This window comes from Jeotgalibacillus sp. 10bf12 (assembly GCF_055597105.1).
In genome coordinates this window covers 1,097,262-1,121,171 of sequence record NZ_CP200276.1, presented here as the reverse complement: position 1 = coordinate 1,121,171, position 23,910 = coordinate 1,097,262, and the positions used below count along the sequence as shown (strand labels likewise).

Sequence of the window (23,910 nt, the reverse complement as noted above, 5' to 3'; positions counted from 1 at the left end):
CGACTCTTTTACTCAATCCAAACGAATGAGTTCAAAGGTCCGTCCCTTTTATCATTTTCTGATCCCCTGAGGCAGAAGGAAGAGTCAGGTTAAGGTTTTCAATCGTAATAGAATAAGTCGGAGTCGTTGACGTGCTCGTGATATCAGATGAAATCTGTGCCTGCAACGCTGCTATTTGAGCCTGCAGATCGGCAAACATTTGATTCTGTTGATCCTGCCTCTTTCGATCCTCAATTTGACTGATCTCTTCTTCTTTCACTGCCTTGATCGCCGCTATTGTCCCTATGGCATCAGCAACTGTTGTCAGTGCAGCTGCAATCACTGCCAGTCTAGAAGCAGAGATCCCACCGGCATTGTCATTTTTCCCACTATACAAATACGGATCATACATAAGCTTCGCCCTCCCTACCCACACGGACAAAACTATCATGGTTAGTTTAGTAAATGCAGCCGAAGGGCAGTTTGTGACTCTTCTTAACGCTATAAGCTCAAGTCATAATGCCAGAATGTCTCATCACGCTCATATCCATTGCGCTCATATAGACGCTGGGCGTTCACATTATCCGGAGCCGTACTCAGACCGATGCTCGCTGCCCCTGTTTCAAGCCCGAACTCTTTCACTCTCTGCAAAAGCAGTTCGCCAATTCCACTTTTCCTGGCAGCTTCGATCACATATAAATCATTCAGCACCCATGCTCTTTTCATAGAGATGGAGGAGAAAACAGGATATAGCTGTGTAAAACCAAGGATTTGATCATTTCCCTTCACATAAAAGATCACTGATTCTTCTTTTGACAGTCTTTCATGCAAATAGTTTTCAGCACCTTTTAGATCGGAAGCCTGCTTATAAAACTGACGATATGCATCAAATAATGGTACGAGTGCAGTACTGTCTTTGACTGAAGCTTTGATGATGTTCAAATTAGTTCCTCTTTTCTATTGTTCTTAAAAAATTATTATATATTTTATCACACTAACGTGATGGTGCTTCTCTAAAATTCCGAAGGCCAGGGTCTGAACCCGGTCTTCAAAAAGGTACTAACCTCTCCACTTTTTTACAAAAAGCTACTTAAGTCCTGCAAATTGTAAACTTCGTTATATACAACCTCTTTTATTTTCATTTACAAGACCTTTTAACTACAAATGACTTATTAAAGACTATTACTAAGGACTTCATTTATGACAAACACATAAGTCTTATGACTGCCGCCTGTCACACATAATCAATCCACCATTTGACAATTCACCCCTTCCCTATTAAAAAAGTAGTAGTTTAACATTTTTTTGAAACGTATTTAGCAGGTAAACGTATAAAGTTTTTATAATCTCAAAGTTGTCTATCGGAAGGAGCCGTCATATGAATAAGAAATCATGGTTAACGATATTGGCTTTAAGTTTTGGACTTACAGCCTGTCAGGGTGAAGAACAATCTGATGAAGCATCTCAGGCTGAAGAAGCTGAACCGGCTGTGGAAAGTGAGCAGCAGGAAGCCATGGAAGCACCTGCTGAGCCGGAGGGTACACTTGCTGAGCTTGAAGAAATGAGTCTGCCTGCATTACCGCAGGAGCCACAGGATTTTGTCCAGCAGGGTAACGGGTTAATGCAGAGTGAAGTGGAAAACGGCAATGAGGATGTTGAGTTTCTTGAGCTGTTTGGTGAGGTACCTGCCCTTCCGGAGGATGCGACGCAGGAGGAAATGGAATTGTATTATCAGTTCATCCACAACATCACAAGAGTGCAGCTTCCTGATCCATCCGGCGTGCTGGATATGGCGCGTTTTGATATGGAGGGAATGCCTGAAGCAGACCGCCGCTATGAGTTTAAGGAAAACTATAATATTGAAGTCATTCTGGATGCCAGCGGCTCGATGGGCGCTGATGCAGGCGGTGAGACGAGGATGGAACAGGCAAAGCACGAAATCCAGAGCTTCCTCTCTTCTGCCCCTGAAGAAGCGAATGTTTCTCTGCGCGTCTATGGTCATGAAGGAACGGGTGATGACGCTGATAAGGATATGTCATGTGCTGCCATAGATGAAGTGTATGAGCGCGGGTCTTATGACGAAGCAGCTTTCCAGGAGGCGCTCGATCAGTTCGAACCAGCCGGATGGACACCGGTTGCAGGTGCACTTGAATCAGCTGCCGAGAGCTTTAAAAATCTTGACGGTGAAGAAAATACGAACCTGATCTACCTTGTGAGTGATGGGATTGAAACATGTGACGGTGACCCTGTTGCAGCTGCGAAAAGCTTTGCCGGGAGTAACGTATCACCGATTATTAACGTCATCGGTTTTAACGCAGACTCAGAGGCCCAGCAGCAGTTAAAAGAAGTGGCAAAAGAAGCTGACGGTGCGTATGCAAATGTTAATAATGCAGAAGGATTACGCAGTGAATTTGAAAGAACTGAAGACATTCTGCAGGAATGGAGACAGTGGAGTGTCGGTGCCAAAAATGACCGAAACTGGGCGAGTGCCAATGCAACAATTGATATTAACCACTTCAGTACTTCCTGGCAAAATAGAGCCAGAGGTCAGGTGAATTCAGAATATAACGCCATGAATGTTCTGCTTGATGAAGAAAAAATCACCTATGATCAGCTTCAGCCAATGAAGGACCTGGCTACCGCAAACTATGACCGCGCGCGTGAAACCGGAAGTGCTTTTTATGAGGAGCTTCAGCAGATGAAAGAAGAAGGCGTTGAAGGAATGAATCAGATGATTGAAGAGTCAAAGCCCGACGAAGAATAACGGCTAGAAAGGGGTTTTCATGATGGCTGTTCAGACTGAATCGACAGCGGCTGTTGAAAAAAACGCCAGATCGTTTAAGAAAATGCTTGAGCATTGTGTGGTTAACCCGCACTTCTGTGTAGTCGATGGAGATGCTTATTACCGGATTGTGTATCAACGCAACCAAAAAATGAAAGGCACCGCAATCTTATCTTCCGGTGAGAGTCAAAAAGCGGATGCAAAAAAAGTATTTCCCGCTCTTGTGTTATTTAATAGGTTAATTCAATCCATCCACGTGTCTACAAATGAATCAGCCGGGATCCCTGATGAAGTTTTCACTGATCCCCTGGATTTGATTAAAGTGCATAAAAGCGTTGATATGACAGCAGCGAAAAAAGCCATTGAGCAGTTATACGACCGTCACCTGGCGTTTTCTGAACAGCACAAACGATTTAAAAGCTTTATTGCAGAGCCCCACCAGATTCTTACTGAAGACGTTGAAATACTTCAGGAATGTGCAGCATACTTCGAAATGCTTCGCCATCAAAGGCTGGGATTAGCGGTTGAACATGCTGGTGTAATTTCAAACTGGATCGACTCGATGAAAAATGAAGGTGCCTGGAGTAAGCTGACAGAAATGCATCACGGATATTACGAGCAGATCGTCAATGAGCGTGATAGAAACCTGGAGATCATGAGCCGGATCAATGTGAATCCTCATGACACTGAAGAAGAACAGCTCCGTATGATCATGCAGACAGTGGTAGCGGACGGGAAAAAGGAACTTGAAATCGAGCGGCAGCGATTGAGATGGCCGGAGTTTTGAAATTAAGCAGGGGATCCTTCCCCTGCTTTTTTATTGGAATGAATGTATCTCTCCTTCGTTGACGGCAGTGTTGTGGCTGGTGACGGTAGTGTGCAGCTCCGCGACGGCAGGATACACCCGGGTTGATGGTAGCGACGCGACTGCCGACAGTAGTGAGAGCACAATCGACGGTAGTGACAGGAGATTGGATCGCAGCGCACGACCCAACCAAAATATAATGTTGACTCCCCTCTTACATTTAGTGGTATAATCATCTGACATTTACATGCGATGAAGAGAACAGTAGATAACCTGAAACTTCGACAGAGAGCTCCGTATGGTGAAAAGGAGCAGGTGAACGGTGATTGAAGCAAGCCTCAGAGCATTCTGCCGGATCAGAAGTGATGGCAGAACGGACGCCTCCGTTAACGGGCTTGGGTATAGATCTTGTACCTGAAAAGGCTGATATGGTGACATATTGGCAAACTGAGGTGGCACCGCGACGGAATCTCGCCCTCAGGACAAATTGTCCTGGGGGTGAGATTTTTTTGTTTTTCACTAATGAAAAGGCGGTGTCACGATGAACAGAAATGCTTTACTTTTATTAACCTCCATTGGCCTTACAGGGATCGGCTCCTGGATTTATTTTATCGCACTCAACCTGATGATCTTTAATCAGACAGGTTCTGCTGCTGCGGTTGGATTACTTTATATCATTCGTCCGGCAGCTGCCCTTCTCACTTCCTTCTGGTGCGGAAGCCTTGTTGATCGTGTGCAGAAAACCCTCTTGACCGGGGTATTCGCACTGTTAGTTTTTTCTTTTCCGCTCCGCCAGATTGTCTTGTCAGGTGTCAGCTTAATGTTTGTCATTACCATCTGTTTAGCACTTACGGTACCTGGTACACATGCTAAAAGAAATATTCTTTCAACTTTCTTACACTTTACACATGTAAAAAGAAGGATTTTGAAATAATCAGTCGAATATTTACATGATGACCACTTTATTGTCAGATTTTCTGTATATATGAGTTGAAAGGGTGATGGCTGATGCACCATGGTAGATACTCCAGATTAGCAGAAATTACAAAGATCATACACGCTGAGCTTGATAAGCGCTCTGCGTTAGAGCAGGTAGTACTGGCGATTTCTGAAGAGATTGTCCGTTGCGATGCTGTAGGAATTTATCTTCCTGTTGGACCAAGTCAGTTTCAGGGCTATGTCGGAAAACCGGATCAATTCAACGGCATCACACTGGATAAAATGGTCATTGACATTCGCAATGACCGGTTTGCAGAAGAAATTGTCAGAACAAAAAGAAGTATTTATATACCTGACACGAGTAAGGATTCGAGACCTGATCCTGTACCAATTCAGCTTTTCAATATCAAGTCTATCTTTGGCATGCCTATTTATTTTGAAGAAGAATTTTATGGCCTTGTTTTTCTGTTTGATTACAGTTCCCCTCTTCATCTCAGCAGTGAAGAAATCAGCGCAATTGAATCATATGTTGCCATGGCGGCTGTTGCGATCAGGAATGCAGAACTCCTGACGCATTCTCAGAAATTACTGAAGGATAAGCAGCTGTTACTCGATGCAACAAGCGAGCTGTCACGCTGTATAACAGTCGAAGAAACGCTTGAAACAAGCTTTCAATATATCAGCAGAGCTTTAAATAACCCGAATGTCGGGGCGCACCTGAAAGATATCCATACACAATCCACCTCTCCATACAGGCTTTCCTCAAATAGCAATTGGAATGAGGAAGAATGGAAGAAGGTTCATCAGGACGCTCATATTAATTTTGAAGAGGATGAGGTTTTCAAAGAGATTCAGAAAACAAAAGAGCCCTCAATTATTATGGATGCGCTGAACGATCCAAGAACAAATAAAGAAGTGATCAATCGCTTTGGGATTAAGTCAATGTATACATTCCCTATGATTTCCCGTGGTGAAGTACTGGGTACGTTAGGTGTAGTGAGCTTTGATGTCCCACAGGCATATACAAGCGCTGAGCAGCAGCTGGCTATGTCAATTGCGGATGCCACAGCTGGTGTGCTTGCCAATTTGATTCATCTTGATCAGCTCGAGGATATCATTCAGCACCGCACACATGAATTACAGGAGAAAAATGAAATCCTTGAAAATATGAATAACGACCTCCGTTTGCTAAGTAAACGGAATGAATCCATTCTTAATTCAGCCGGTGAGGGCATCTACGGCTTAAATAAGGAAGGACAGATTACTTTTTGTAATCCAACGGCTGCTGCCATGCTCGACTATGAAGTCGATGAACTGGTTGGCAAAGCGCAGGATGAAGTAGTGGCTCACTATTCAAAAGAACTGGCCCTTTATCAGCAGATGCGTTCTCCGATCTATGAATCGCTTGGAACTGGAGAAAAAGCATACTCAGCTGATGAAAAATTTGCGAGAAAAGATGGCAGTATATTTGATGTGGAGTATGTTTCTACACCGATTCGACATGGCGATCAGCATAATGGAACAGTCATTACCTTCAGAGATATCACAGAGCGTAAACAAATGGAGAAAAAAATCCACAATCAGGCTTATTATGATCTCATCACACGCCTGCCGAATAGAAGTTACATGGTTCAAAAAATACAGACGGCACTCAAGGGAGCAAGCCGTGCACAACGACGTCTGGCCGTCATGTTTCTAGACCTGGACCGATTCAAACTGATCAACGATTCCTACGGTCATACGATCGGGGACAGAGTATTATACGAGGTAGCTGAACGCTTTCGCACGCTTGTGACTTCAAGCGTAACGGTGTCCAGGCTTGGTGGAGACGAATTTATGGTGCTGATTGAAGATGTCGATCAACTGGAGGATCTTGATGATCTGGCAGTCCAATTCCTTCAATGTTTAACTGAACCAATTCGAATAGGGAAACATGAATTATATACAGGTACTAGCATTGGCATCAGCGTCTATCCAGATGATGCTGCAGATGAAGATGAGCTGATCCGTAATGCAGATGCGGCAATGTATGTCGCTAAGGAACAGGGTGGAACGTATCATTACTTTACACGTATGCTTATGGAGAAAAATATTGAGCGATCCAACCTGTTGAACGCACTTCATCAGGCTGTTGAACGTAATGAACTTGAGCTTCACTATCAGCCAAAGGTCGATTACCATACTCGGAAAATCTTCGGTGTAGAAGCATTACTACGATGGACACATCCATCTCTTGGAAGAGTGCCTCCGGATAAGTTCATACCGCTTGCCGAAGAAACAGGTATGATCCTGAAGCTTGGTAACTGGGTGCTGCGCGAGGCTGTACAGCAGCTCAAAACCTGGCACGATCAGGGCTACAAATTCACAATGGCAGTTAACTTCTCTATTCGGCAGATCCAGCACCCCCGTGTTGTACAAACAGTGAGTGCAATCCTTAGCGAAGCAGGTATAGATCCAAAATATCTTGAAATTGAATTAACGGAACATACATTAATCCAATCTCATGATATAGATAAGCTTCAACAGTTGAAAGAACTTGGGCTGACACTAGCTCTTGATGACTTTGGAACAGGTTATTCATCCTTGAAGTATATTAAAGACTTTCCGATTGACTGTATCAAAATTGACCGCTCATTTGTTGACGGTATGACACACAGCCCGCATATCGCTGCGCTTAGTTCTACCATTATCCACCTGGCTAAACAGCTTGATTATTCAGTTGTCGCAGAAGGTGTGGAAACACAGGAGCAAATCGATTTGCTAATGGAAGAGGGATGTTCCTTCATGCAGGGATATTTTTTCAGCCGGCCTTTACCTGCTGTAGCGCTACAGGATGTATTAGTGGAATATGGCATAGGTTGAGTTCGGAGAGAAAACTGAAGCGGCTTCTGCTGAATGTATGCTGGTGCATTCAGCAGAAGTCGTTTTTTCTTCCCTCAAAAGACATGACAACACCTGCAGATTTACAGGTGTGCAGTGATTAGAGAAAATTGGAAATTTTGAGTGGCTACATTTTTCTACACTTTTTCATGAGAAAAAATTCAATTTCCTCTTCGCCAATTATATTTACAAAAGATGCTGCCTCTTCAAATCCCGCATTCTCATAGAGACGGATGGCTCTTTTGTTAAAACCAGCGACACTGAGCCTGAAATTTCCGGCGCTATATTCAGCTTGACCGAATGCCAGACCCGAAGACAAAAAGCTGAATCCTTTTCCGTTTCCTGTCAGCTTCGGATGTAATCCCAGCCCGATATCCAAATAGGCTGTCTCCTCATAAACCCCAGCTTTCCTTCCCGCAGGAACCTGCGCATTCTCCCCATAACAAAAGTATCCGATGAGCTGAGCGTTTTCATAAACGGCAAAGTAAGTCCCATCCATCAATTCATCCAGGTCCTCCTGGTCACCGGACATGCTGTAGAGATCGTATGGTTCTTCGTAAGTCCATTGATTAATCTGTTGTGCGGCTTTTATGGTCATGTTTTGAATCTGGTAGAGTGACATTGTTTTTCTCCTTTTTTAGGTGGCGATGGAATTGTATGGTGAAATGAAGGGATCACAGAAGATTTTGATGGAAATAACAATGGGAATGATGGAAATTCAGGTGTTGCACGGGCTCCTGATAGAATCATTTTAGGTATTGAATGAATAAACTTCAAATTAAAGGAATGACTTACAGATCTGAAGGAATAATTGCTCAAATGAAGGAATTCACTTGAGCGTCCTCCCAACCCTTTTTAAATCAAGCAGCCAAACTATAAAAATAATACCCAAGCCCCATCACGATAAAGAAACTGAACATCACAAATACATTTGCGACAACGAGCAGCCAGTTTCTTGCGATGCCGGCAAAGACGATACCGAGTGCGCCAAAGAGCATGGATAGAAGTGTGAGTGGTGTACCGTAATCAAGAATCAGGTTTGGCAGCCACGCTAAGACACCCAGCACAAAAAATAATGCGGACAGATTCATATACTTATGCGTTTTCACTGAGAGATCCTCCCTCTTTAATGACTTGTCATTCAACCTTACCACAATATGGTTATCACTTCATGCAGGTATTTCCAATATAGATAGCGAAATGGTTGAGGAGTGGATTAGCAATTTTAGCAGGGAGGCTTTGGTATGGCGTTATCTGAAGAACAACAAACAGAACTATTATCTGTTTTGAAAAACAGATTTGAGAATCATATAGACCGGCACCCTGAAATCGATTGGCAGCATGTAGAGCAAAAGCTATTGGAGCAGCCTGAAAAACTATGGTCGCTGAACGAAATGGAAGAAAGTAAAGGCGAGCCGGATGTCGTGGCACTTAATGCTAAAGCTGATGATTTCACTTTCGTGGACTGTGCACCTGAAAGTCCTAAAGGCCGCAGAAGCGTGTGCTACGATCATGCTGCACTTGAAGCAAGAAAGAAGTTTCCCCCTGAAAACAGCGCATTGAATATAGCTGAGGAGATGGGGATTGAAATACTGACTGAGGAACAATACCGCAGACTCCAGGAGTTTGGAAATTTCGATCTAAAAACATCAAGCTGGGTGAAAACGCCTGACGCGATCCGAAGTAAAGGCGGTGCTCTTTTCTGTGATCGCCGCTATGATACTGTCTTTGTCTATCACAACGGTGCAGACTCTTATTATGCTTCAAGGGGATTTCGCGGCGTACTGAAAGTTTGAATCATTCACCATATCGATTAAAAGGAGATCTCAATGAACGTCTATAAAAATGTCGCGGATACAACTAAATATACACATATCCATTCAGGATCAGACACGGTCTGCTTTATGTTTTCCGGAGCAGGTTATACCTATGAAAAACCATTATTTTATTACTCAACCATGCTGATGCTTGAAAAAAAGATTGATATCGTCCAGGTCCATTATTCATTTAAAGAGAACATTCTGAAGAAACCGATGGATGAGCTGATCGACACGATGATGAGCGATGTTAACCCGGTTCTATCAGACGTTTTGAGCCAGCACGCTTATCAACATGTGATCTTTCTTGGAAAATCACTTGGTACGATCCCGATTGCGTGCGATCTAATGCAAAGAGAGTCATTTGCTGATGCTAAAATGATCCTGCTCACACCTCTTCTAAAACTGGATCCAGTCTTAGAAGGTATGCTGCATAGTGAGCACGAGCAGCTGCTGGTGATTGGCGATAAAGACCCTCATTACAATAATGAACAGCTCCTTACCCTCGGGCGTTCAGGCATACATACATCCATTATTCCAGAGGGCAACCACTCATTAGACACCGGTCTTTATGACACGAAGGGTTCTCTTGCGGCACTGATGGAAGTGATGATGACGGTGAAGGGGTTTTTGGAGGAGTGAAGTACAGGGTCTGACCCTATGCTTCACTCATTAACATTCCATAATGTAAAAGATCCACATACTCCCCGTCTTTCCTCACATGTTCTCTCAAAACGCCTTCTTTTTTCATCCCAAGTTTTTCGAGTACTTTCCCTGAAGCCGGATTGGAATCGAAACAGCGGGCGTAGACTTTGTGAAGTCCTTTTTGATCAAAGCCAAACTTAATCATTGCTTCTGCAGCTTCTGTGGCATAGCCTTTTCCCCAATGATCTTCGCCAATCCAGTAGCCCAGTTCACCATGATTGAACGTCTTATGTATGGATAACCCAACTGAGCCAAGCAGCTGACCTGTTAACTTATCTGTAACGGCTAAATCATACATTCTCTCATTTTCTCTATTCTCTTCATGGAACCCGATCCAAGTCAGTGCATCTTGTTTTGTGTATGGGTACGGGATATTCAATGTATGCTGATAGATTTTTACGTTGTTACACATTGCCGCAACATCCTCTGCGTCATGTTCAGTGAACATTCTCAAGATCAGTCTATTTGTCTCTAATTGTTTCATTTCCCTTCCAACTCCCTTATGTATAGAATATCTTCTCTGTAATGTTCAATATGTCCTTCAGCTTTCATCTTTTGAAAAGCAGGGTCACCCGCTTCCGACTTTTCAGCGATCAGCTGACAAAGTGCCTCAAGCCTTTGTATGATGACATCTAATATATGTTCAAACTCATTTCCATATGCTTTTAAAAATACCTCAGTTCTCCTCAGCTGTTCAGTGGGATCAGGTATAATCTTGTCTCCATTTTCATCTAAATAGAATCTGCTCAACGGCACACACGTGTACAACGTATAGGCAATATCCCAATTCACAGGACCTGGAGCGGCTACATCAAAATCAATGACACCGCATACCTTCCCGTCGCGGAAAATCAGGTTATAGATTGCGAAATCGTTGTGACAGATCACTTCATGTTTTTCAGGGGTTCCAGGAAGAGACGTCCAGCTCTGATCAAACGAAAAATCACGCACTGTCTTGTGATAGTCTCGCAGCATAACTGCAATTCCTTCCAGATTTTCGTCTAACCACATATACGTTTTAACAGGATAATTTCCAGCTTCACCATCGATATACGTGAGCATTTCCCTTCCCTGTTCATCTGTACCGAGAAATCGCGGTGAGTAAGGGTAGCCTTTGGTTTCCAGGTGAAGTAATAGCTTATGAATTCTCTCACTGCCTTCTTTTTGTTTCCTACGGACTGTATTCCCTGAGAGAACGACTTTGGAGACATTGCCTCCGGTTAGTTCTGATTCATTCATAAGTTGCCCCCTCTATCAATTAAATTCACGATTATTGATTGATTGGAAGAATCACAAAGAAAGTTGCTCCTCTCCCACTATCACTGTGAACCTTTACTTCCCCATGATGCAATTCGATAATTTTTTTCACGAGAGACAGACCCAGCCCTGTTCCTGAAGCATTTCTGCTGCGATCGACCTGATAAAACCGTTCGAATATCCGCTCAAGGTGTTCAGGGGCAATTCCCTCTCCGGTATCCTTGATCTCCACATGAATTGCTTCTTCAGATTTCTTCATCCGGACAAATAACTTTCCATGATGAGACGAGTGCTCAACAGCGTTCTTCAATATATTAATCCATACCTGCGACATCAGCTCACGGTCTCCGGTCCACTTGCAATCCGGCAAGTCAATGTCGAGTTCAAGGTCTTTGGTTTCCCACTGGGGCTGAAGCATTAAAATGCATTCTCTGATTTGTTCATCCAGCTGATAACTTGCTTGTGTAAGGTGCACCAGTTTATGGTCAAACTTAGAAAGCTTTAATAATGTTGAAGATAATTGAGCCAGCCTTTTTGCTTCTCTTTCAATGACAGCAGCATATTCAATCCGCTTTTCGTCCGCAACATCTTCTTTTTGGAGTAACGCTGCAAACCCGACTAATGAAGAAACAGGTGTTTTGAATTCGTGTGCCATGACAGCAGATAATTCTTTATTCAAGTATTCATTTGTCTCAAGCTCCTCAGCCATTTGATTAAACTGCCTTGCTAAATCACCTATCTCATCATTTCCATTGTCCTGAATTTTCACCGCATAATTCCCTTCATACACCTGACGGGAGGCCTGACTGATCTTCTTCAAGCGCCTTGTTAAAAAGGAAATAGCGAATAAAATCAGCAGAGAGCCAATTAATGCCACTGCGATGAAGCTGTAAAGGGTTGTATCACGAAATTGTGTAATCTGGTTATTATTCAGATTGGGGGAAATCATGTAGATGTCTCCACTTAATTCAAATGCAGCATAGGGCAGCTCACGAAAATCAGATAAAGCTCCGGTGATCACCTGCCCTGATTCAAGCCGATTAATCTGATCATCCGTGTAATCCGCTGCTCCGGCATTCCGCCAGGCAGCGATTGAATCATATGAACGGGATACCAGAATGTCACCAATTACCAGGTCAACAGCCTCTTCTGCTGTAAAAGAACCCGATGAAACAAGCCTCTGCAGCATTTCTCCCTGATCAGTCAGCTGAAGTTCAACATCCTCTCTGATCCGATCCAGCTGAATGGTAAAAAGAAGTGTGAAAGAAATCAGCATTGGAATCAATAATAACCCGATGAAGATAACTAAAAAGCGTCCATAGATCGTATGAAAAAAACGCTTCATATCAGCACCTCCAACCGGTAACCGAGCCCCCACACTGTTTTCACTTCAAAGTCACTGACACCCTCAAGACGCTGACGGATTCTTTTGATATGCACATCGATTGTGCGAAGGTCACTCTCAGCGTCATATCCCCAGATGTCATCCATCAGCTGCTGACGGGTGAATATTTTTGTTGGGCTCGATGCGAGTTTAAATAATATCTGAAATTCTTTTAGAGGCAGCTCCAGTGTCATTTCACCGTAAGTAACCGTTCTTGAAGATTCGTTAATCACTGTATTGCCCAGTTGAATCTGCTTTTCTTTTGAAATATGCGCTCTTCTGAGAAGTGCACTTACCCGGAGCAGCAGCTCTTCTAATTCAACCGGCTTAACCAGGTAGTCATCTGCCCCGGATAAAAATCCCTTCTTTTTATCTTCAAGTATTTCAAGTGCAGTCAGCATCAGAATCGGGAAGTCATAAACTTCCCGGAGCTCTGATGTCAGTGTGACGCCATCGAGATTCGGCATCATCACATCTGTTATGACAAGGTCAATTCCCTGCTGATCAAGTACTTTAAGCGCGTCTGAGCCATCTTCTGCCTCAAACACGTTGTACCCCGCCTGAGTGAGTCCTTCTTTCAAGTAATGACGCAGGGCCTGATCATCTTCTACGATTAATACCCGAACCATGTTTTCGCCTCCTATGCGCTGCGGAGTGCTTCAATTGGATTCAGGCGCGAAGCTTTTCTGGCCGGAACAAAGCCGAAAATCACACCAATGATCATTGAGAATCCTGCAGCTAAAACAATTGATGTGCCTGAAAGTGTAAAGCCGATTCCCATCACAAGACTCGCAAGGTAGGCGAGCGCGGCACCAAAGCCGATTCCGATCAGACCGCCAAGCAGTGACAGGAAGATCGATTCCAGTAAAAACTGAAGCTGAATATAACCGGGTGAAGCCCCTAGCGCTTTCCGGAGCCCGATTTCACTTGTGCGTTCAGTGACTGACACAAGCATCATATTCATAATGCCAATTCCGCCTACAAGCAGTGAAATAGAAGCAATCCCTACTAATAGCATTGATAACATCGAATTAATCTGGTCAATAGATGCCAATGCATCCTCAAAATTTGTGACACTGTAGACATCATCATTCTGGTTGAAAGCATTTTGCAGAATCACTGTTGCCTGATCGACAATGTCATTTGCATCGGCACCTGATGCCATATAAAGGTCAGTCTGATTGATTGTCGTAACACCTAACACTCTTTGTGCTAATGGGTAAGGAATCATCACGAGTTCATTGACGGATGTGACAGAGAAGCTGCTTGAAGGTGCCAGTACACCGACAACCGTGAAGCTTCTGCCATTCAATGTCACTTCTTTATTAATCGGATCTTCAAGCGGGAACCACTGATCTGCCAGGTCAGATCCGATGACTGCAACAGGCGTTTCCTGCTCTACGTCTGCCTGTGTCAGCCCTCTTCCCTTATCAAGCGCATCAGGTGTTTGTTCAAAATAGACTTCACTTCTGCCGGATAATGAGATATCACCCGCTGAAGCAGAGCTCGTGACCAGCCCCTGAACAGTCGGTGATACACCTCTGACACCTGCTATCTCTGTTAAGTTTTCTATCTCTGCTGATGTCATTCCTGCTTTTTGTTCTGTTCCCTGAATCTGTACACTGATCCGGTCAGCTCCAAAGGTGGATACTTCTTCGTTAATTGAAGCAGTTGCACCATTTACAATCGTCATCAATGCAATGATCGCACCAACACCTATGACAATCCCGAGCATTGTCAGAAAGGAACGCATCCGGTTTGCTGAAATGTTCAGCCAGGCCATTCGAATATTCTCTTTAAACATTCCCTGCACGCTCCTCTCTGACCTCTCCATCAAGCAAATGAACGATACGGCTGCCATAGCGTGCAATCTTCTCATCATGGGTAATCATGACGATTGTCTTCCCTTCATCATGAAGCTGAGTAAACAGCCCCATAATCTGTTTGCCTGTCTGTTGATCAAGTGCACCAGTCGGTTCATCTGCAAGCAGCAATGAAGGTTCTGTCACCAGGGCACGCGCAATGGCTACACGCTGCTGCTGACCACCGGACAGTTGATTCGGTTTGTGCCCAAGCTTATCTGCAAGGCCTACTTTCCCGAGCAAATCAGTGGCACGATTCCGCCGGGCTTTTTTTGACACACCTGAATAAATGAGCGGCAATTCAACATTTTCTAAAATAGATAGCCTTGGAAGGAGCTGAAATTGCTGAAAAACAAAGCCGATTTCTTTATTTCTAAGCGCAGCAAGCTCCTTTTCAGTCATATCAGCTGTATTTTTATCACCTACTGTATAGTCACCTGATGTTGGTGTATCCAGACAGCCGATCATATTCATCAGCGTGGATTTTCCTGATCCTGAAGGACCAAGTACGGTAACAAAATCGCCTTGCTGCACCTCTAATTGAATCGATTTCAACACGGTCTGCTGGTCTTCTCCCAATTGATAAGATTTTGATAGATCATTCATTGAAACGATGGCACTCATTGACCGCCGCCTCCCATCATCGGTGGAGCAAATCCTCCGGCAGCGTTATTTTCTTCGATTACGATTTGATCACCACTGACAAGTCCTTCAGTAATCTGTACACGTAATCCATCTGTCACCCCAAGCTTAATGTAGCGCTTGATTAAATCTTCTTCATCACTCTCGATCCATACAAATGGCTGGTCCTGCTCATCATATTTGATGCCGTCAAGCGAAAGAGTGGGCACATCGGTTTCTTCCTCCCGCACTGTTAATGCTTCGAGTGTCATTCCTGCTCTCATATTATCTGTTTCTTCAATGTTCACTTTTGCTGTGAAGTAAGCACGTGCACTTGGTGTACCGTTCGTGATTGCCTCATTTGCTATACTATTGATCTCACCATTTACCTCTTCATCCATTGAAGAGATACGGATCATCACAGACTCGCCTTCAGTTACGTAGCCAATATCAGACTCATCGATCTGTATACTTGCTTCTAAATCTGTGTAATCTACAACCTCTATAAGTGGCGTCCCCTGCATAAGCTGCCCCGATTCCGCCTTAACTGCACTAACTGTGCCGCTGACTGGTGATGTGATATTGCCCTGTTCTCCTTTAGCCAGCACGTCTCCCTCATTGACGACCTGACCTTCTTCAACAACGATGTTAAAAAGATCCGATCTTTCTGCTGAGACGAGCGTACGGCTGACCGGCGTGAGCGTTCCAGTAAAGCTGTTATATGTGGTAATCGTTTCTTCTGTCACTTCCTCTGTTTTGACAGCAGCTGTATCATTCGCAGCAAAAAGTGGAACAGCTGCCCCTGCTGCTACGATTAATGCGACTGCACCAATCAGCCATCCTTTTTTCTTACCCTGTTTTTTTGTCATGATGAATCCTCCTATTTAAGTGATAAGGAGATCATAAACAAAAGATATGAACGAAATATGAACTGACAGATGATGAACGTAATCAGATATTCAGTTTGATTATGTATGTTGAGAATCGGGCTAACATCATTGATGGGGATTCTTTCGTAAAGCAGAACTATTGGTTATTTTCACTGCAACTTCTCTTGGTCTGACATCTTTCGTAGTTAGTGCTGCTATATCAACCCATACCGGCAGATACGTTCCTCTGTTGCGGTTGACGTCCGTTAATTCTTCTCCCTGCCCAGTTCCAAACACACCTCCTGTAATGCCAGCCTCAAAGAAATACTGTGTTACTTCACATTCTATTTTAGAAATGCATTGTCCCGCCTGCACATGCACACCCAGCTCTTCAAAAGCCTCTCTCTTTGCCGCTTCTTCAGGTGTCTCACCAGACTCTATACCGCCTCCTGGAAACACATAATAGACTTCTTCATTTCTGACTCTTTTAATTAAAGCGACCTGACCTTTTTGAACAATAACAACTGCACTTCTATTCCTCATAGATGGACACCTCCACTTTTTCCAAATCATTAAAACGAGTATACTTGCAGGTATGAAGGGTGGAATAACAATGAAAACGATTGGACTGATCGGCGGGATGAGCTGGGAATCCTCGGCTTCTTATTACCGGATCATTAATGAAGCGGTAAAAGAACAGCTTGGTGGCCTGCATTCTGCGAAATGTATTTTATATAGTGTGGATTTTGATGAAATTGAACGTTATCAAACAGAAGGAGACTGGAATGCTGCAGGCACAAGTCTTTCAGATGCTGCGCGTTCTTTGGAAAAAGCAGGCGCTGATTTTATCGTGATCTGTACAAATACCATGCACAAGGTTGTTGATCAGATAGAAAAAAGTATTCATATCCCCGTTTTACATATTGCGGACGCTACTGCAAAGCAAATCCACCATGCGGGAATCGGTAGAGTTGGTTTACTTGGCACACGCTATACAATGGAGCAGGATTTTTACAAAGAGAGGCTGACGTCTAAGGGAATTAACGTCATGACTCCTCCCGAAGAAGAACGGCAGCAGATTAACCGGATCATTTTTGAAGAGCTGTGTCTTGGTAAAATTGAAGATGGTTCACGACACTACTATAAATCAGTGATTGCGCGGTTAGTCGCTGATGGGGCTGAAGGGATCATTCTCGGCTGTACGGAAATCGGTTTACTGATCAGTCCGGAAGATGCTGCTGTACCACTGTTTGATACAGCTGAAATTCACGCAGTAGAAGCTGTGAAACTTGCATTAAAGGAGTCTTAATATGAAAGCAACATTTCTATCACTAGTCATTACATTAACGATCATGACTGCTTTGTTCACACTGGCGTTTCCGATTCCGGTCAGCAATATGTCAGTTGTGATTTACTACTTATATTTCGCAGCAGGCCTGCTGATGGTTGCACTCCCGCTATCGCTTATTGCAGGATTCATGAAGCTATGTACATCTGCAAGACTAGCGTTGTATGTGGCAGCTGGATTTGCGATCACGACTGTATTTCTTGGACCGGCCTTCATGATCCCTCTCTTCAGCACCATCGCCTGTTTTTGGGTAATAGAGTCATTGATCAACCGTTTTTCATATAAAGAATTGGTGATTAAAAAAGTAGCAAATCTCTTTATCATTTCAAACATAGCAGCCGTTCTGTTCGCTTTTTTCTTTGTGGCGTTTTGAAGAAAGAGGTCAGATTCTTTCTTCAGTTCAGCGATCCGAAATCAAATGCTCCAAAGAAGTCTGTAGCCAAAATAACAATGGTCAATATAATTAGTAATCCAAAATCCAACAGCGTGACTTTATAGTTGTTTCGATTTTCCGAGTACTTCCACTCCATATAAGTCCTTAAAGATTCTGTTAAAAGAATCATTGCAAAAATTACAAGGTACGGCCCAAGGTACCATTTTAATTGCCCACCACTATTGATGGTAGATATTTGAATGGCACCTAACGTGATAATGCCAATGATTGTTGTAATTCGAATCATCCAGTCATATTTTTTATGTTGTTTATTTACATAGTTATCGTATGAAAACATCTTATATTTATCCGCACCCAGCACCCGCCTCATAATCGGCCTAAAAATCATCACGATGAGCATAATGATGATAAATACAATAAAAATCGCATTAGTACTCGCACCTTCTAAAAAATTCATCAAATCTCCCCTTCTTCTACATCAAATGCTCCTGTCTATTTAAAATCTGACCACTCTTTTACCTTCAGTCACTTCAACCAGATGAATCCCTGTATCATCTGCTGGAAAAGCAGCAAGTGTTACAACGGGCAGCTCCAGCAGGGATTTCAGAAGATTGGAGATCATTCCGCCATGTGACACGATTGCCACTCTGTCGTGTGTTTTAAAGTCATTTAGAATCTTATGTAGAACTTTCTCTGCCCTCATCCTGAATTCAATTTCAGATTCGCCTCCCTCAATCGGAATGTGAATCGGTCTGCCTCCTTCAGGAATCGGATATTTTCTTAATGCTTCTTCTCTTGAAAGACCGGCAAGCACGCCATTATTAAACTCCATCAAGTCCTCCTCTACCACACACTCACATCCAGCCAATTCTTTTAAAATCTCAGCAGTACGATGTGCGCGCTTTAGAGGACTCGCAATGATCACTTCAGGCTTAAAATGTTCGGCCACCAACTCCGCCATTTTCCAAGCCTGCATTTCCCCAAGCTCCGTCAGCGGAAAGTCCGCTCTGCCTTCATGCACATGCAGCAGGTCTGCCTCAGATTGACCATGTCTTATAATCATAAGTTCCATCTAATCACTCCCACCAGATTCCATTGATTTTACATAAGTATAGCAAAAAATGGGTGTAAGCGTTTAGCGAAGACGAGGTCAGACCGATGCCTTCACACATAAACAAACAGTTATATAGAACTAGTCAAATAGTATATTTAGCACTTAATCCCTTCAATCCCATTATGTAACATTATAATTGTCAGAAATTTCTTATCATATTTCAGGAGGCGATTTTGTGAAGAAGAAAACGGTTGTTACAATGGCACTTGCTACAACGTTAGCACTCGGTGCTGCTACTCCCCAGCTGGCTTATATGAAGGGACCATCCCTTGAAAAGGTTAATAGCCAGTTTGACAAAAAGGTCTTAAACCAGCTGGATGCACAGCGAATCTATGACAATATTGATACGCTGGCGCAGGAACCAAGAGTTGCCGGTACCGATGCAGAGGATCAGGCAGTCGAGTTTATCGCAGAAGAGTTTGAATCCTATGGCTATGATGTTGAAATTCAGCCATTCACATTCTTCGGATATACTCCTCCTTCCTCACTTTCTCTGTCAGTTGAAGGGTTTGAAGGCGAGTTGAATCCACGTTCTTTTACATATTCAGTGAACGGTGATGTGACAGGTGAGCTTGTAGACGCAGGACTCGGTACTGTGGATGACGTAGCAGGACTCGATCTTTCAGGTAAAATCGCATTAATTCAAAGAGGTAGTATTTCTTTTAGTCAAAAAGTGCTGAATGCTGCTGAAAGAGGAGCAGCTGGTGTCGTCATTTATAATACCGTTGATGGCGTATTAAATGGGACGCTCGGCGCTTATGATGAGCGCTATGTGGCTGCTGTCAGCCTATCAAAATCCGAGGGTGAAGCGCTTAAAGCACTTGCCGGCAGTACTGCAACGCTAACAGTTGAAGGTGCTGAAGCGGGCGACCGTACTTCACACAACGTAATTGCGACGAAAGAGCCGACAAATCAAAAGAAAGCCAATGACGATATCATTGTTGTCGGTGCACACCATGACTCCGTTCCAGGCGCGCCTGGTGCAAATGATGACGCGTCAGGAACAGCAATGACCCTGGAACTCGCGCGGGTATTGAAAGAAGTTCCAACTGATACTGAGCTTCGCTTTGTAACTTTTGGAGCTGAGGAGCTTGGATTAATCGGATCTTATCATTACGTTGATACGCTGAGTGATGAGGAAATTGACAACACTATAGCAAACTTCAACCTTGATATGGTCGGAAGCCGTGATGCAGGAGATCTTGTGATGCGTACACTCGATGGAGAAGCGAACCTGGTAACGGAGCTTGCTCAGAAGTCCAGTCTGAAGTTAAATGGGGAAGCCACGCCATTTTCCCGCGGTGGCAGCAGTGACCACGTGCCATTTGCAGCAGCAGGTATTCCGGCAGCCCTGTTTATCCACTCACCGCTAGAGCCATGGTACCATACGCCAGATGACACGATTGATAAAATTGATATTGATAAACTGCAGGATGTCGCTGAAATTGTAGGGTCTGCCGTCTATGACCTTGCACAATTCGATCATCCATCACAGTCGAAAAATAAAGAAAAAGTTGATGTTGAAGCTGACATGATTTTTGAGGAGTCAGTGAGATAAGATTCGTATTGAGTGTCCCCATTCTTTTGTGAATGGGGATTTTGTGTTGATTTATGACTGCCGTGTTTGTGGTCACTACCGTCGATCGTGCTCTCACTACCATCGCCAGCCTCGTCACTACCGTCAACCCGGGTGTATCCTACCGTCGCAGAGCCCCACACTACCATCACCAGCAAAAACACTACAGCCAACAAAAAATCCGGTCTCCCACATACGGAAGACCGGATTTTTATTTCTCATCAGAATCTGAAGATTGTTTGTTCGCTTTACTCTGATAAGGCTTAAAGCTTTTTGCTTTTTTCGCTTTTGCCTGCCAGCGGTTCCAGCCTTTTTTGCCGGTCCCCTGACCTACGCCGCTCTTTTTTGATTTTGCCATCTATTTTCACTCCAAAGAATAGAATACCACTTAATACGTTAGTGACTTGAAACAACCGGAAATCGTTACTGTTCCATCCGGCTCTTCTTCATCTTATCACGAACTGAACCAAGAAGCTTCATCAGCTCGAAATATTCCTCCGGTTGAATGCCACAACGTTCAATTGCCTGCTCAATTGCACGTGCAATCTCTTTTTTCGCAACCTTTGCCTGCTCTGTCAGTGAAATAATGACACTTCTCGAATCATGGGGCGAACGTTCTTTGATCACCCATTCGTTTGCAATCATCCTTGTGATCATCGGGTTCAGCGTCCCGGTGCCCAGTCTGACCATTTCCCCAAGCTCTTTTTGTGTGAGACCATCATTTCCCCATAATGCAAGCAGCACTAAATACTGCGGGTAGGTCAGGTTAAATGGTTCGAGTGCTTTTGTATAAAGCTTATTGAATTCACTGGATGTCTCATAGACTGCGAAGCACAGCTGCTGATCCAGCGAGAGATAATCGTTCATGCAGGTCCTCCTACAATATTGACTTAATGTCCTCCTCAATCTTATCAGGAGGCGTTGTCGGCGCATAACGTTTTACAACATTTCCTTCTTTATCAATGAGGAACTTCGTAAAATTCCACTTGATCTCCTTTGACAGCATCCCCTTTTGCTGATTTTTCAAGTAATCAAATAATGGATGTGTCTCTTTTCCATTCACTTTGATTTTGGCAAACATCGGGAAGCTCACACCATAGTTGACCTTACAATGCTCAGTTGTTTTCTCAATATCGTCAAACTCCTGATTATTGAATTGATCACATGGGAAGCCGAGCACCCGAAGTCCCTTGTCACCATAACTTTCATGAAGCTTCTGCAGCCCTTCGAACTGTGGTGCAAGACCGCATTTACTCGCCGTGTTGACGATCAGCATTGGCTTTCCTTTATAAGATGCCAGATTTACCTCTTCGCGATTCGGTTTTTGGACGTTATATTCGTAGACAGTCATTTAAAAGTGCCTCCTTATAAAATATATGTCGTGTACGATTTAATTTTATATACTTTTTTAAAAGGAGACAAACTCCAATGCTCGCTTGAAGAAAGACTTTGAGTATTCTTTCTAAAAGGGCGTGCTACACTGGAAGTCCCAGATCACTTTCAGGAGGCGATGAGTACCATGAGAGAGCCCGTGCACGGACCTTTTCACCATTTATTATCACAGTTCATTGCAGCCTTTTTCACATCACTGGCAGTTACCTTACTATTAAGCTTAAACAGCGCCGGCGCTGATATGGCTGCTGTTATTTTCGTTCCAGTCATGATCATTATGATTCTGGTGGGGGTGCCTGTTTCTTCATTTTTGCAATGGGTTATGCGCAGAAAATTAAGCAGATATGGAGAAAAAATGTCGTTGGGCATACATATTGCTACAGGCGCAATAATTGGCACTATTGTCATTTTATTTAACGGGTCAACTGATTACGGATTATTTATATTATGCCTCACTTCAGGGTGCGCAGGACTGTTTTATGCTTTGCTCCGGACGACGACTGCGATCAGATCCAGCTGATTAGATAAAAAACCCGGAGAATCATCCTCTCCGGGTATACGAATCCTATTCATCCTTCATCCGTTTTTTAAATAACATACTTGCAACTACCAGTGCGACCACTGTCCACACTGAGATCACCGCTAGTGAAATCAGAATATCTGATGTAGTTCCTGCTGCACTATGTCCTTCAAGCATAATCAGCTGAGCACTTGGCAGCCACTTCAATGCTTCAAGCACCGGGTATGTCTCAGCTAGTCCTCTCGCAAGCGGTCCGAGTGAAAAGACTGCCATCACAGGAAGTACTGCAACAGATGCTTCCATCACAGTTTTAGTGAAAAGACCGCAGATAATGCCAAGTCCAATATAGAAGACTGCTGAAATCATTAATCCCACTGTTAGAATAAGCAGATTTGCCGGCGTGAATCCGAGGATTATAATCGTCAGCGCAATGATCGCAAGCGTAATTGAAAAGACAAGCGTGCTTTTTCCTATTAAGATATCCGCCATCGATGCCGGGGACATCATCAGACTGCGCAATGTGTTACTTTCCTTCTCTTCAGCAATCAGGCAGGCCTGAATAAACGTTGTAAGAAGCGCAAATGCCATATTGATCGGCAGAAAATACAGATCCAATGAGGCAGTACCTGAATCCCGGTAGAGAAATGCAATCACTAAGGGCATTAAAAGCATCGATGATACTGCATAGTTACGTGAAAACTCTTTGTAGTCCTTAATAAAAATCGCACGCATTCTTTTAACTGAAACGTTCATCGTAAATCCCTCCCTGTCATCTCCATAAAGATATCTCCAAGTGTCGGCTCATTTGACCAGATACGCTGGATCAGCTGATTGCTCATCCATTCTTGAAGTCTGCCGGCTGTTGTCAGTTCATTCAGTGGCAGAGTGTGCTGCTCACCAGTTTTCAGTTCAACTACCATTGACTGGTCACTATGACGCAAGCGTAATTCCGAAGGCGCGCCAATTGCTTTGATCTTTCCTTCATGTAAAAATGCGACACGATCACACAACGTTTCAGCCTCTGCCATATCATGCGTCGTCAGAAAAATCGTTGTACCCATTTCGTTTAACCTGCGCAGCCCTTTATAGATGTGATGCGTGTTCCCCGGGTCCAGCGCAGAAGTTGGTTCATCAAGAAACAGCAGCTCCGGATTATGCATCAATGCCCGTGCAAGTGTCACACGCTGAAGCATTCCTTTAGAAAGCTTAGAGACTTTCTTTTTACGGGCGTCCTGAAGATTTACGAATGCCAGCGCTTCATCAATGGCACTGTCACTTAGCTCGTATAATTCTTTATAAAGTGTTAAGTTTTCTTCTACAGTTAATCTCTTATACAGCCCACTGTTATCCGTTAATATACCAAAGCGCGATTTATTCTCTACACGCTTCATTTCATTCACCGGCATACCGAAAACAGATGCTTGTCCTCTGTTCTGATCCAGCTGGGCGGTCAATATTTTAATGAGTGTTGTCTTTCCTGATCCACTCGGGCCAAGAAAGCCAAAAATCTCTCCTTTTTGAACTGTAAATGATACATCCTCTAAAGCAGTAAACTTGTCAAAATTTTTCCCAATATGCTGTACGTTAATTTCCGCAGTCATTTGCGCAGCCTCCCTTGTTGATGTCTAACCTAAGTGTAGTCAGATCAACAAAAGTGCGCAGTAAG

29 protein-coding genes and 1 other annotated feature are annotated in these 23,910 nt (G+C 43.6%); of the genes, 10 read left to right on the top strand and 19 right to left on the bottom strand.

Annotated elements, in window-relative coordinates:
* Positions 1-31 precede the first annotated feature (31 nt).
* Both DH10bf12_RS05675 and DH10bf12_RS05670 read right to left on the bottom strand, forming a co-directional pair.
* A complete protein-coding gene (locus DH10bf12_RS05675; protein ID WP_471737549.1) occupies positions 32-391 on the bottom strand; it encodes a hypothetical protein in 360 nt (119 codons plus the stop codon).
* An 89-nt stretch (positions 392-480) separates the two neighbouring features.
* Entirely contained in the window at positions 481-921 is a 441-nt protein-coding gene (locus DH10bf12_RS05670; protein ID WP_471737548.1) for a GNAT family N-acetyltransferase, read from the bottom strand.
* A gap of 436 nt (positions 922-1,357) precedes the next feature.
* On the opposite strand from DH10bf12_RS05670, the gene DH10bf12_RS05665 reads away from it, so the two are divergent.
* The 4 genes from DH10bf12_RS05665 to DH10bf12_RS05650 all read left to right on the top strand — a co-directional run bounded on the left by DH10bf12_RS05665 (position 1,358) and on the right by DH10bf12_RS05650 (position 7,367).
* Complete coding sequence (locus DH10bf12_RS05665; protein ID WP_471737547.1) at positions 1,358-2,743, top strand: vWA domain-containing protein; 1,386 nt, start codon at positions 1,358-1,360, stop codon at positions 2,741-2,743.
* 22 nt (positions 2,744-2,765) lie between these two features.
* On the top strand, positions 2,766-3,548 hold the full coding sequence (locus DH10bf12_RS05660; RefSeq protein ID WP_471737546.1) for a hypothetical protein: 783 nt from the start codon (positions 2,766-2,768) through the stop codon (positions 3,546-3,548).
* A gap of 261 nt (positions 3,549-3,809) precedes the next feature.
* Positions 3,810-4,048, top strand: a binding site (T-box leader).
* A 59-nt stretch (positions 4,049-4,107) separates the two neighbouring features.
* Complete coding sequence (locus DH10bf12_RS05655) at positions 4,108-4,500, top strand: hypothetical protein (protein ID WP_471737545.1); 393 nt, start codon at positions 4,108-4,110, stop codon at positions 4,498-4,500.
* 74 nt (positions 4,501-4,574) lie between these two features.
* A complete protein-coding gene (locus DH10bf12_RS05650; RefSeq protein WP_471737544.1) occupies positions 4,575-7,367 on the top strand; it encodes a bifunctional diguanylate cyclase/phosphodiesterase in 2,793 nt (930 codons plus the stop codon).
* Between the two features lie 145 nt (positions 7,368-7,512).
* Here DH10bf12_RS05650 and DH10bf12_RS05645 read toward each other — a convergent pair whose 3' ends face one another.
* Together DH10bf12_RS05645 and DH10bf12_RS05640 are read right to left on the bottom strand one after the other, a co-directional pair.
* On the bottom strand, positions 7,513-8,007 hold the full coding sequence (locus tag DH10bf12_RS05645; RefSeq protein WP_471737543.1) for a GNAT family N-acetyltransferase: 495 nt from the start codon (positions 8,005-8,007) through the stop codon (positions 7,513-7,515).
* Positions 8,008-8,245: 238 nt separating this feature from the next.
* Entirely contained in the window at positions 8,246-8,494 is a 249-nt protein-coding gene (locus DH10bf12_RS05640; protein WP_471737542.1) for a hypothetical protein, read from the bottom strand.
* A 135-nt stretch (positions 8,495-8,629) separates the two neighbouring features.
* On the opposite strand from DH10bf12_RS05640, the gene DH10bf12_RS05635 reads away from it, so the two are divergent.
* Positions 8,630-9,181, top strand: coding sequence for a DUF4256 domain-containing protein (locus tag DH10bf12_RS05635; protein ID WP_471737541.1), 552 nt, complete (start codon positions 8,630-8,632; stop codon positions 9,179-9,181).
* A 33-nt stretch (positions 9,182-9,214) separates the two neighbouring features.
* Positions 9,215-9,844 (top strand): alpha/beta hydrolase, encoded by a 630-nt coding sequence (locus DH10bf12_RS05630; RefSeq protein ID WP_471737540.1) that lies wholly within the window; start codon positions 9,215-9,217, stop codon positions 9,842-9,844.
* Positions 9,845-9,860: 16 nt separating this feature from the next.
* Here DH10bf12_RS05630 and DH10bf12_RS05625 read toward each other — a convergent pair whose 3' ends face one another.
* The 8 genes from DH10bf12_RS05625 to DH10bf12_RS05590 form a co-directional block, all read right to left on the bottom strand.
* On the bottom strand, positions 9,861-10,391 hold the full coding sequence (locus tag DH10bf12_RS05625) for a GNAT family N-acetyltransferase (RefSeq protein WP_471737539.1): 531 nt from the start codon (positions 10,389-10,391) through the stop codon (positions 9,861-9,863).
* On the bottom strand, positions 10,388-11,146 hold the full coding sequence (locus DH10bf12_RS05620; RefSeq protein ID WP_471737538.1) for a phosphotransferase: 759 nt from the start codon (positions 11,144-11,146) through the stop codon (positions 10,388-10,390). The genes DH10bf12_RS05625 and DH10bf12_RS05620 overlap by 4 nt, the downstream gene beginning before the upstream one ends.
* A 31-nt stretch (positions 11,147-11,177) precedes the next feature.
* Positions 11,178-12,509, bottom strand: a complete 1,332-nt coding sequence (locus DH10bf12_RS05615) for a sensor histidine kinase (protein ID WP_471737537.1) — start codon at positions 12,507-12,509, stop codon at positions 11,178-11,180.
* Positions 12,506-13,177: a response regulator transcription factor gene (locus DH10bf12_RS05610; RefSeq protein ID WP_471737536.1), complete on the bottom strand. Its 672-nt coding sequence runs from the start codon at positions 13,175-13,177 to the stop codon at positions 12,506-12,508. The genes DH10bf12_RS05615 and DH10bf12_RS05610 overlap by 4 nt, the downstream gene beginning before the upstream one ends.
* 11 nt (positions 13,178-13,188) lie before the next feature.
* Positions 13,189-14,352, bottom strand: coding sequence for an ABC transporter permease (locus DH10bf12_RS05605; protein ID WP_471737535.1), 1,164 nt, complete (start codon positions 14,350-14,352; stop codon positions 13,189-13,191).
* Positions 14,345-15,025, bottom strand: a complete 681-nt coding sequence (locus DH10bf12_RS05600) for an ABC transporter ATP-binding protein (protein ID WP_471738196.1) — start codon at positions 15,023-15,025, stop codon at positions 14,345-14,347. The genes DH10bf12_RS05605 and DH10bf12_RS05600 overlap by 8 nt, the downstream gene beginning before the upstream one ends.
* Before the next feature lie 5 nt (positions 15,026-15,030).
* Positions 15,031-15,900 carry an efflux RND transporter periplasmic adaptor subunit gene (locus DH10bf12_RS05595; protein ID WP_471737534.1) on the bottom strand — a complete coding sequence of 290 codons (870 nt, stop codon included), beginning with the start codon at positions 15,898-15,900 and terminating at the stop codon, positions 15,031-15,033.
* Between the two features lie 126 nt (positions 15,901-16,026).
* A complete protein-coding gene (locus tag DH10bf12_RS05590) occupies positions 16,027-16,443 on the bottom strand; it encodes an NUDIX hydrolase (protein WP_471737533.1) in 417 nt (138 codons plus the stop codon).
* Between the two features lie 70 nt (positions 16,444-16,513).
* Between DH10bf12_RS05590 and DH10bf12_RS05585 the strand changes: the two genes are divergently transcribed.
* Positions 16,514-17,209 (top strand): aspartate/glutamate racemase family protein, encoded by a 696-nt coding sequence (locus DH10bf12_RS05585; RefSeq protein WP_471737532.1) that lies wholly within the window; start codon positions 16,514-16,516, stop codon positions 17,207-17,209.
* A 1-nt stretch (position 17,210) separates the two neighbouring features.
* Positions 17,211-17,621 (top strand): hypothetical protein, encoded by a 411-nt coding sequence (locus tag DH10bf12_RS05580; RefSeq protein ID WP_471737531.1) that lies wholly within the window; start codon positions 17,211-17,213, stop codon positions 17,619-17,621.
* Positions 17,622-17,643: 22 nt separating this feature from the next.
* Here the strand turns inward: DH10bf12_RS05580 and DH10bf12_RS05575 are convergent, their stop codons facing one another.
* Together DH10bf12_RS05575 and DH10bf12_RS05570 are read right to left on the bottom strand one after the other, a co-directional pair.
* Positions 17,644-18,099 (bottom strand): DUF4181 domain-containing protein, encoded by a 456-nt coding sequence (locus DH10bf12_RS05575; protein ID WP_471737530.1) that lies wholly within the window; start codon positions 18,097-18,099, stop codon positions 17,644-17,646.
* Positions 18,100-18,138: 39 nt separating this feature from the next.
* Positions 18,139-18,714, bottom strand: a complete 576-nt coding sequence (locus DH10bf12_RS05570; RefSeq protein ID WP_471737529.1) for a histidine phosphatase family protein — start codon at positions 18,712-18,714, stop codon at positions 18,139-18,141.
* A gap of 241 nt (positions 18,715-18,955) precedes the next feature.
* Here DH10bf12_RS05570 and DH10bf12_RS05565 point away from each other — a divergent pair, with 241 nt between their 5' ends.
* Entirely contained in the window at positions 18,956-20,314 is a 1,359-nt protein-coding gene (locus DH10bf12_RS05565; RefSeq protein WP_471738195.1) for a DUF4910 domain-containing protein, read from the top strand.
* 229 nt (positions 20,315-20,543) lie between these two features.
* Here DH10bf12_RS05565 and DH10bf12_RS05560 read toward each other — a convergent pair whose 3' ends face one another.
* From DH10bf12_RS05560 to DH10bf12_RS05550, 3 genes are all read right to left on the bottom strand, one after another.
* The gene (locus DH10bf12_RS05560; protein WP_374097591.1) at positions 20,544-20,690 is read right to left on the bottom strand and encodes a DUF3934 domain-containing protein; all 147 of its coding nucleotides are present in this window, start codon (positions 20,688-20,690) and stop codon (positions 20,544-20,546) included.
* Between the two features lie 65 nt (positions 20,691-20,755).
* Complete coding sequence (locus tag DH10bf12_RS05555; RefSeq protein WP_471737528.1) at positions 20,756-21,199, bottom strand: MarR family winged helix-turn-helix transcriptional regulator; 444 nt, start codon at positions 21,197-21,199, stop codon at positions 20,756-20,758.
* A gap of 10 nt (positions 21,200-21,209) precedes the next feature.
* Positions 21,210-21,683 (bottom strand): glutathione peroxidase, encoded by a 474-nt coding sequence (locus tag DH10bf12_RS05550; RefSeq protein ID WP_471737527.1) that lies wholly within the window; start codon positions 21,681-21,683, stop codon positions 21,210-21,212.
* Positions 21,684-21,842: 159 nt separating this feature from the next.
* Between DH10bf12_RS05550 and DH10bf12_RS05545 the strand changes: the two genes are divergently transcribed.
* On the top strand, positions 21,843-22,244 hold the full coding sequence (locus DH10bf12_RS05545) for a hypothetical protein (protein WP_471737526.1): 402 nt from the start codon (positions 21,843-21,845) through the stop codon (positions 22,242-22,244).
* Between the two features lie 45 nt (positions 22,245-22,289).
* Here DH10bf12_RS05545 and DH10bf12_RS05540 read toward each other — a convergent pair whose 3' ends face one another.
* Together DH10bf12_RS05540 and DH10bf12_RS05535 are read right to left on the bottom strand one after the other, a co-directional pair.
* Positions 22,290-22,997: an ABC transporter permease gene (locus DH10bf12_RS05540; protein ID WP_471737525.1), complete on the bottom strand. Its 708-nt coding sequence runs from the start codon at positions 22,995-22,997 to the stop codon at positions 22,290-22,292.
* Positions 22,994-23,845, bottom strand: a complete 852-nt coding sequence (locus DH10bf12_RS05535) for an ABC transporter ATP-binding protein (protein ID WP_471737524.1) — start codon at positions 23,843-23,845, stop codon at positions 22,994-22,996. The genes DH10bf12_RS05540 and DH10bf12_RS05535 overlap by 4 nt, the downstream gene beginning before the upstream one ends.
* Between the last annotated feature and the right edge of the window lie 65 nt (positions 23,846-23,910).

What these genes read in the sequence shown, in the direction of transcription:
- DH10bf12_RS05650 (WP_471737544.1), top strand. Translation starts at nt 4,575, where the DNA reads ATGCACCATGGTAGATACTCCAGATTAGCAGAAATTACAAAGATCATA.
- DH10bf12_RS05635 (WP_471737541.1), top strand. Translation starts at nt 8,630, where the DNA reads ATGGCGTTATCTGAAGAACAACAAACAGAACTATTATCTGTTTTGAAA.
- DH10bf12_RS05655 (WP_471737545.1), top strand. Translation starts at nt 4,108, where the DNA reads ATGAACAGAAATGCTTTACTTTTATTAACCTCCATTGGCCTTACAGGG.
- DH10bf12_RS05575 (WP_471737530.1), bottom strand. Translation starts at nt 18,099, where the DNA reads ATGAATTTTTTAGAAGGTGCGAGTACTAATGCGATTTTTATTGTATTT.
- DH10bf12_RS05595 (WP_471737534.1), bottom strand. Translation starts at nt 15,900, where the DNA reads ATGACAAAAAAACAGGGTAAGAAAAAAGGATGGCTGATTGGTGCAGTC.
- DH10bf12_RS05675 (WP_471737549.1), bottom strand. Translation starts at nt 391, where the DNA reads ATGTATGATCCGTATTTGTATAGTGGGAAAAATGACAATGCCGGTGGG.
- DH10bf12_RS05555 (WP_471737528.1), bottom strand. Translation starts at nt 21,199, where the DNA reads ATGAACGATTATCTCTCGCTGGATCAGCAGCTGTGCTTCGCAGTCTAT.
- DH10bf12_RS05645 (WP_471737543.1), bottom strand. Translation starts at nt 8,007, where the DNA reads ATGTCACTCTACCAGATTCAAAACATGACCATAAAAGCCGCACAACAG.
- DH10bf12_RS05545 (WP_471737526.1), top strand. Translation starts at nt 21,843, where the DNA reads ATGAGTACCATGAGAGAGCCCGTGCACGGACCTTTTCACCATTTATTA.
- DH10bf12_RS05620 (WP_471737538.1), bottom strand. Translation starts at nt 11,146, where the DNA reads ATGAATGAATCAGAACTAACCGGAGGCAATGTCTCCAAAGTCGTTCTC.
- DH10bf12_RS05535 (WP_471737524.1), bottom strand. Translation starts at nt 23,845, where the DNA reads ATGACTGCGGAAATTAACGTACAGCATATTGGGAAAAATTTTGACAAG.
- DH10bf12_RS05660 (WP_471737546.1), top strand. Translation starts at nt 2,766, where the DNA reads ATGGCTGTTCAGACTGAATCGACAGCGGCTGTTGAAAAAAACGCCAGA.
- DH10bf12_RS05580 (WP_471737531.1), top strand. Translation starts at nt 17,211, where the DNA reads ATGAAAGCAACATTTCTATCACTAGTCATTACATTAACGATCATGACT.
- DH10bf12_RS05615 (WP_471737537.1), bottom strand. Translation starts at nt 12,509, where the DNA reads ATGAAGCGTTTTTTTCATACGATCTATGGACGCTTTTTAGTTATCTTC.
- DH10bf12_RS05550 (WP_471737527.1), bottom strand. Translation starts at nt 21,683, where the DNA reads ATGACTGTCTACGAATATAACGTCCAAAAACCGAATCGCGAAGAGGTA.
- DH10bf12_RS05605 (WP_471737535.1), bottom strand. Translation starts at nt 14,352, where the DNA reads ATGTTTAAAGAGAATATTCGAATGGCCTGGCTGAACATTTCAGCAAAC.
- DH10bf12_RS05630 (WP_471737540.1), top strand. Translation starts at nt 9,215, where the DNA reads ATGAACGTCTATAAAAATGTCGCGGATACAACTAAATATACACATATC.
- DH10bf12_RS05565 (WP_471738195.1), top strand. Translation starts at nt 18,956, where the DNA reads ATGGCACTTGCTACAACGTTAGCACTCGGTGCTGCTACTCCCCAGCTG.
- DH10bf12_RS05625 (WP_471737539.1), bottom strand. Translation starts at nt 10,391, where the DNA reads ATGAAACAATTAGAGACAAATAGACTGATCTTGAGAATGTTCACTGAA.
- DH10bf12_RS05665 (WP_471737547.1), top strand. Translation starts at nt 1,358, where the DNA reads ATGAATAAGAAATCATGGTTAACGATATTGGCTTTAAGTTTTGGACTT.
- DH10bf12_RS05560 (WP_374097591.1), bottom strand. Translation starts at nt 20,690, where the DNA reads ATGGCAAAATCAAAAAAGAGCGGCGTAGGTCAGGGGACCGGCAAAAAA.
- DH10bf12_RS05585 (WP_471737532.1), top strand. Translation starts at nt 16,514, where the DNA reads ATGAAAACGATTGGACTGATCGGCGGGATGAGCTGGGAATCCTCGGCT.
- DH10bf12_RS05610 (WP_471737536.1), bottom strand. Translation starts at nt 13,177, where the DNA reads ATGGTTCGGGTATTAATCGTAGAAGATGATCAGGCCCTGCGTCATTAC.
- DH10bf12_RS05540 (WP_471737525.1), bottom strand. Translation starts at nt 22,997, where the DNA reads ATGAACGTTTCAGTTAAAAGAATGCGTGCGATTTTTATTAAGGACTAC.
- DH10bf12_RS05570 (WP_471737529.1), bottom strand. Translation starts at nt 18,714, where the DNA reads ATGGAACTTATGATTATAAGACATGGTCAATCTGAGGCAGACCTGCTG.
- DH10bf12_RS05590 (WP_471737533.1), bottom strand. Translation starts at nt 16,443, where the DNA reads ATGAGGAATAGAAGTGCAGTTGTTATTGTTCAAAAAGGTCAGGTCGCT.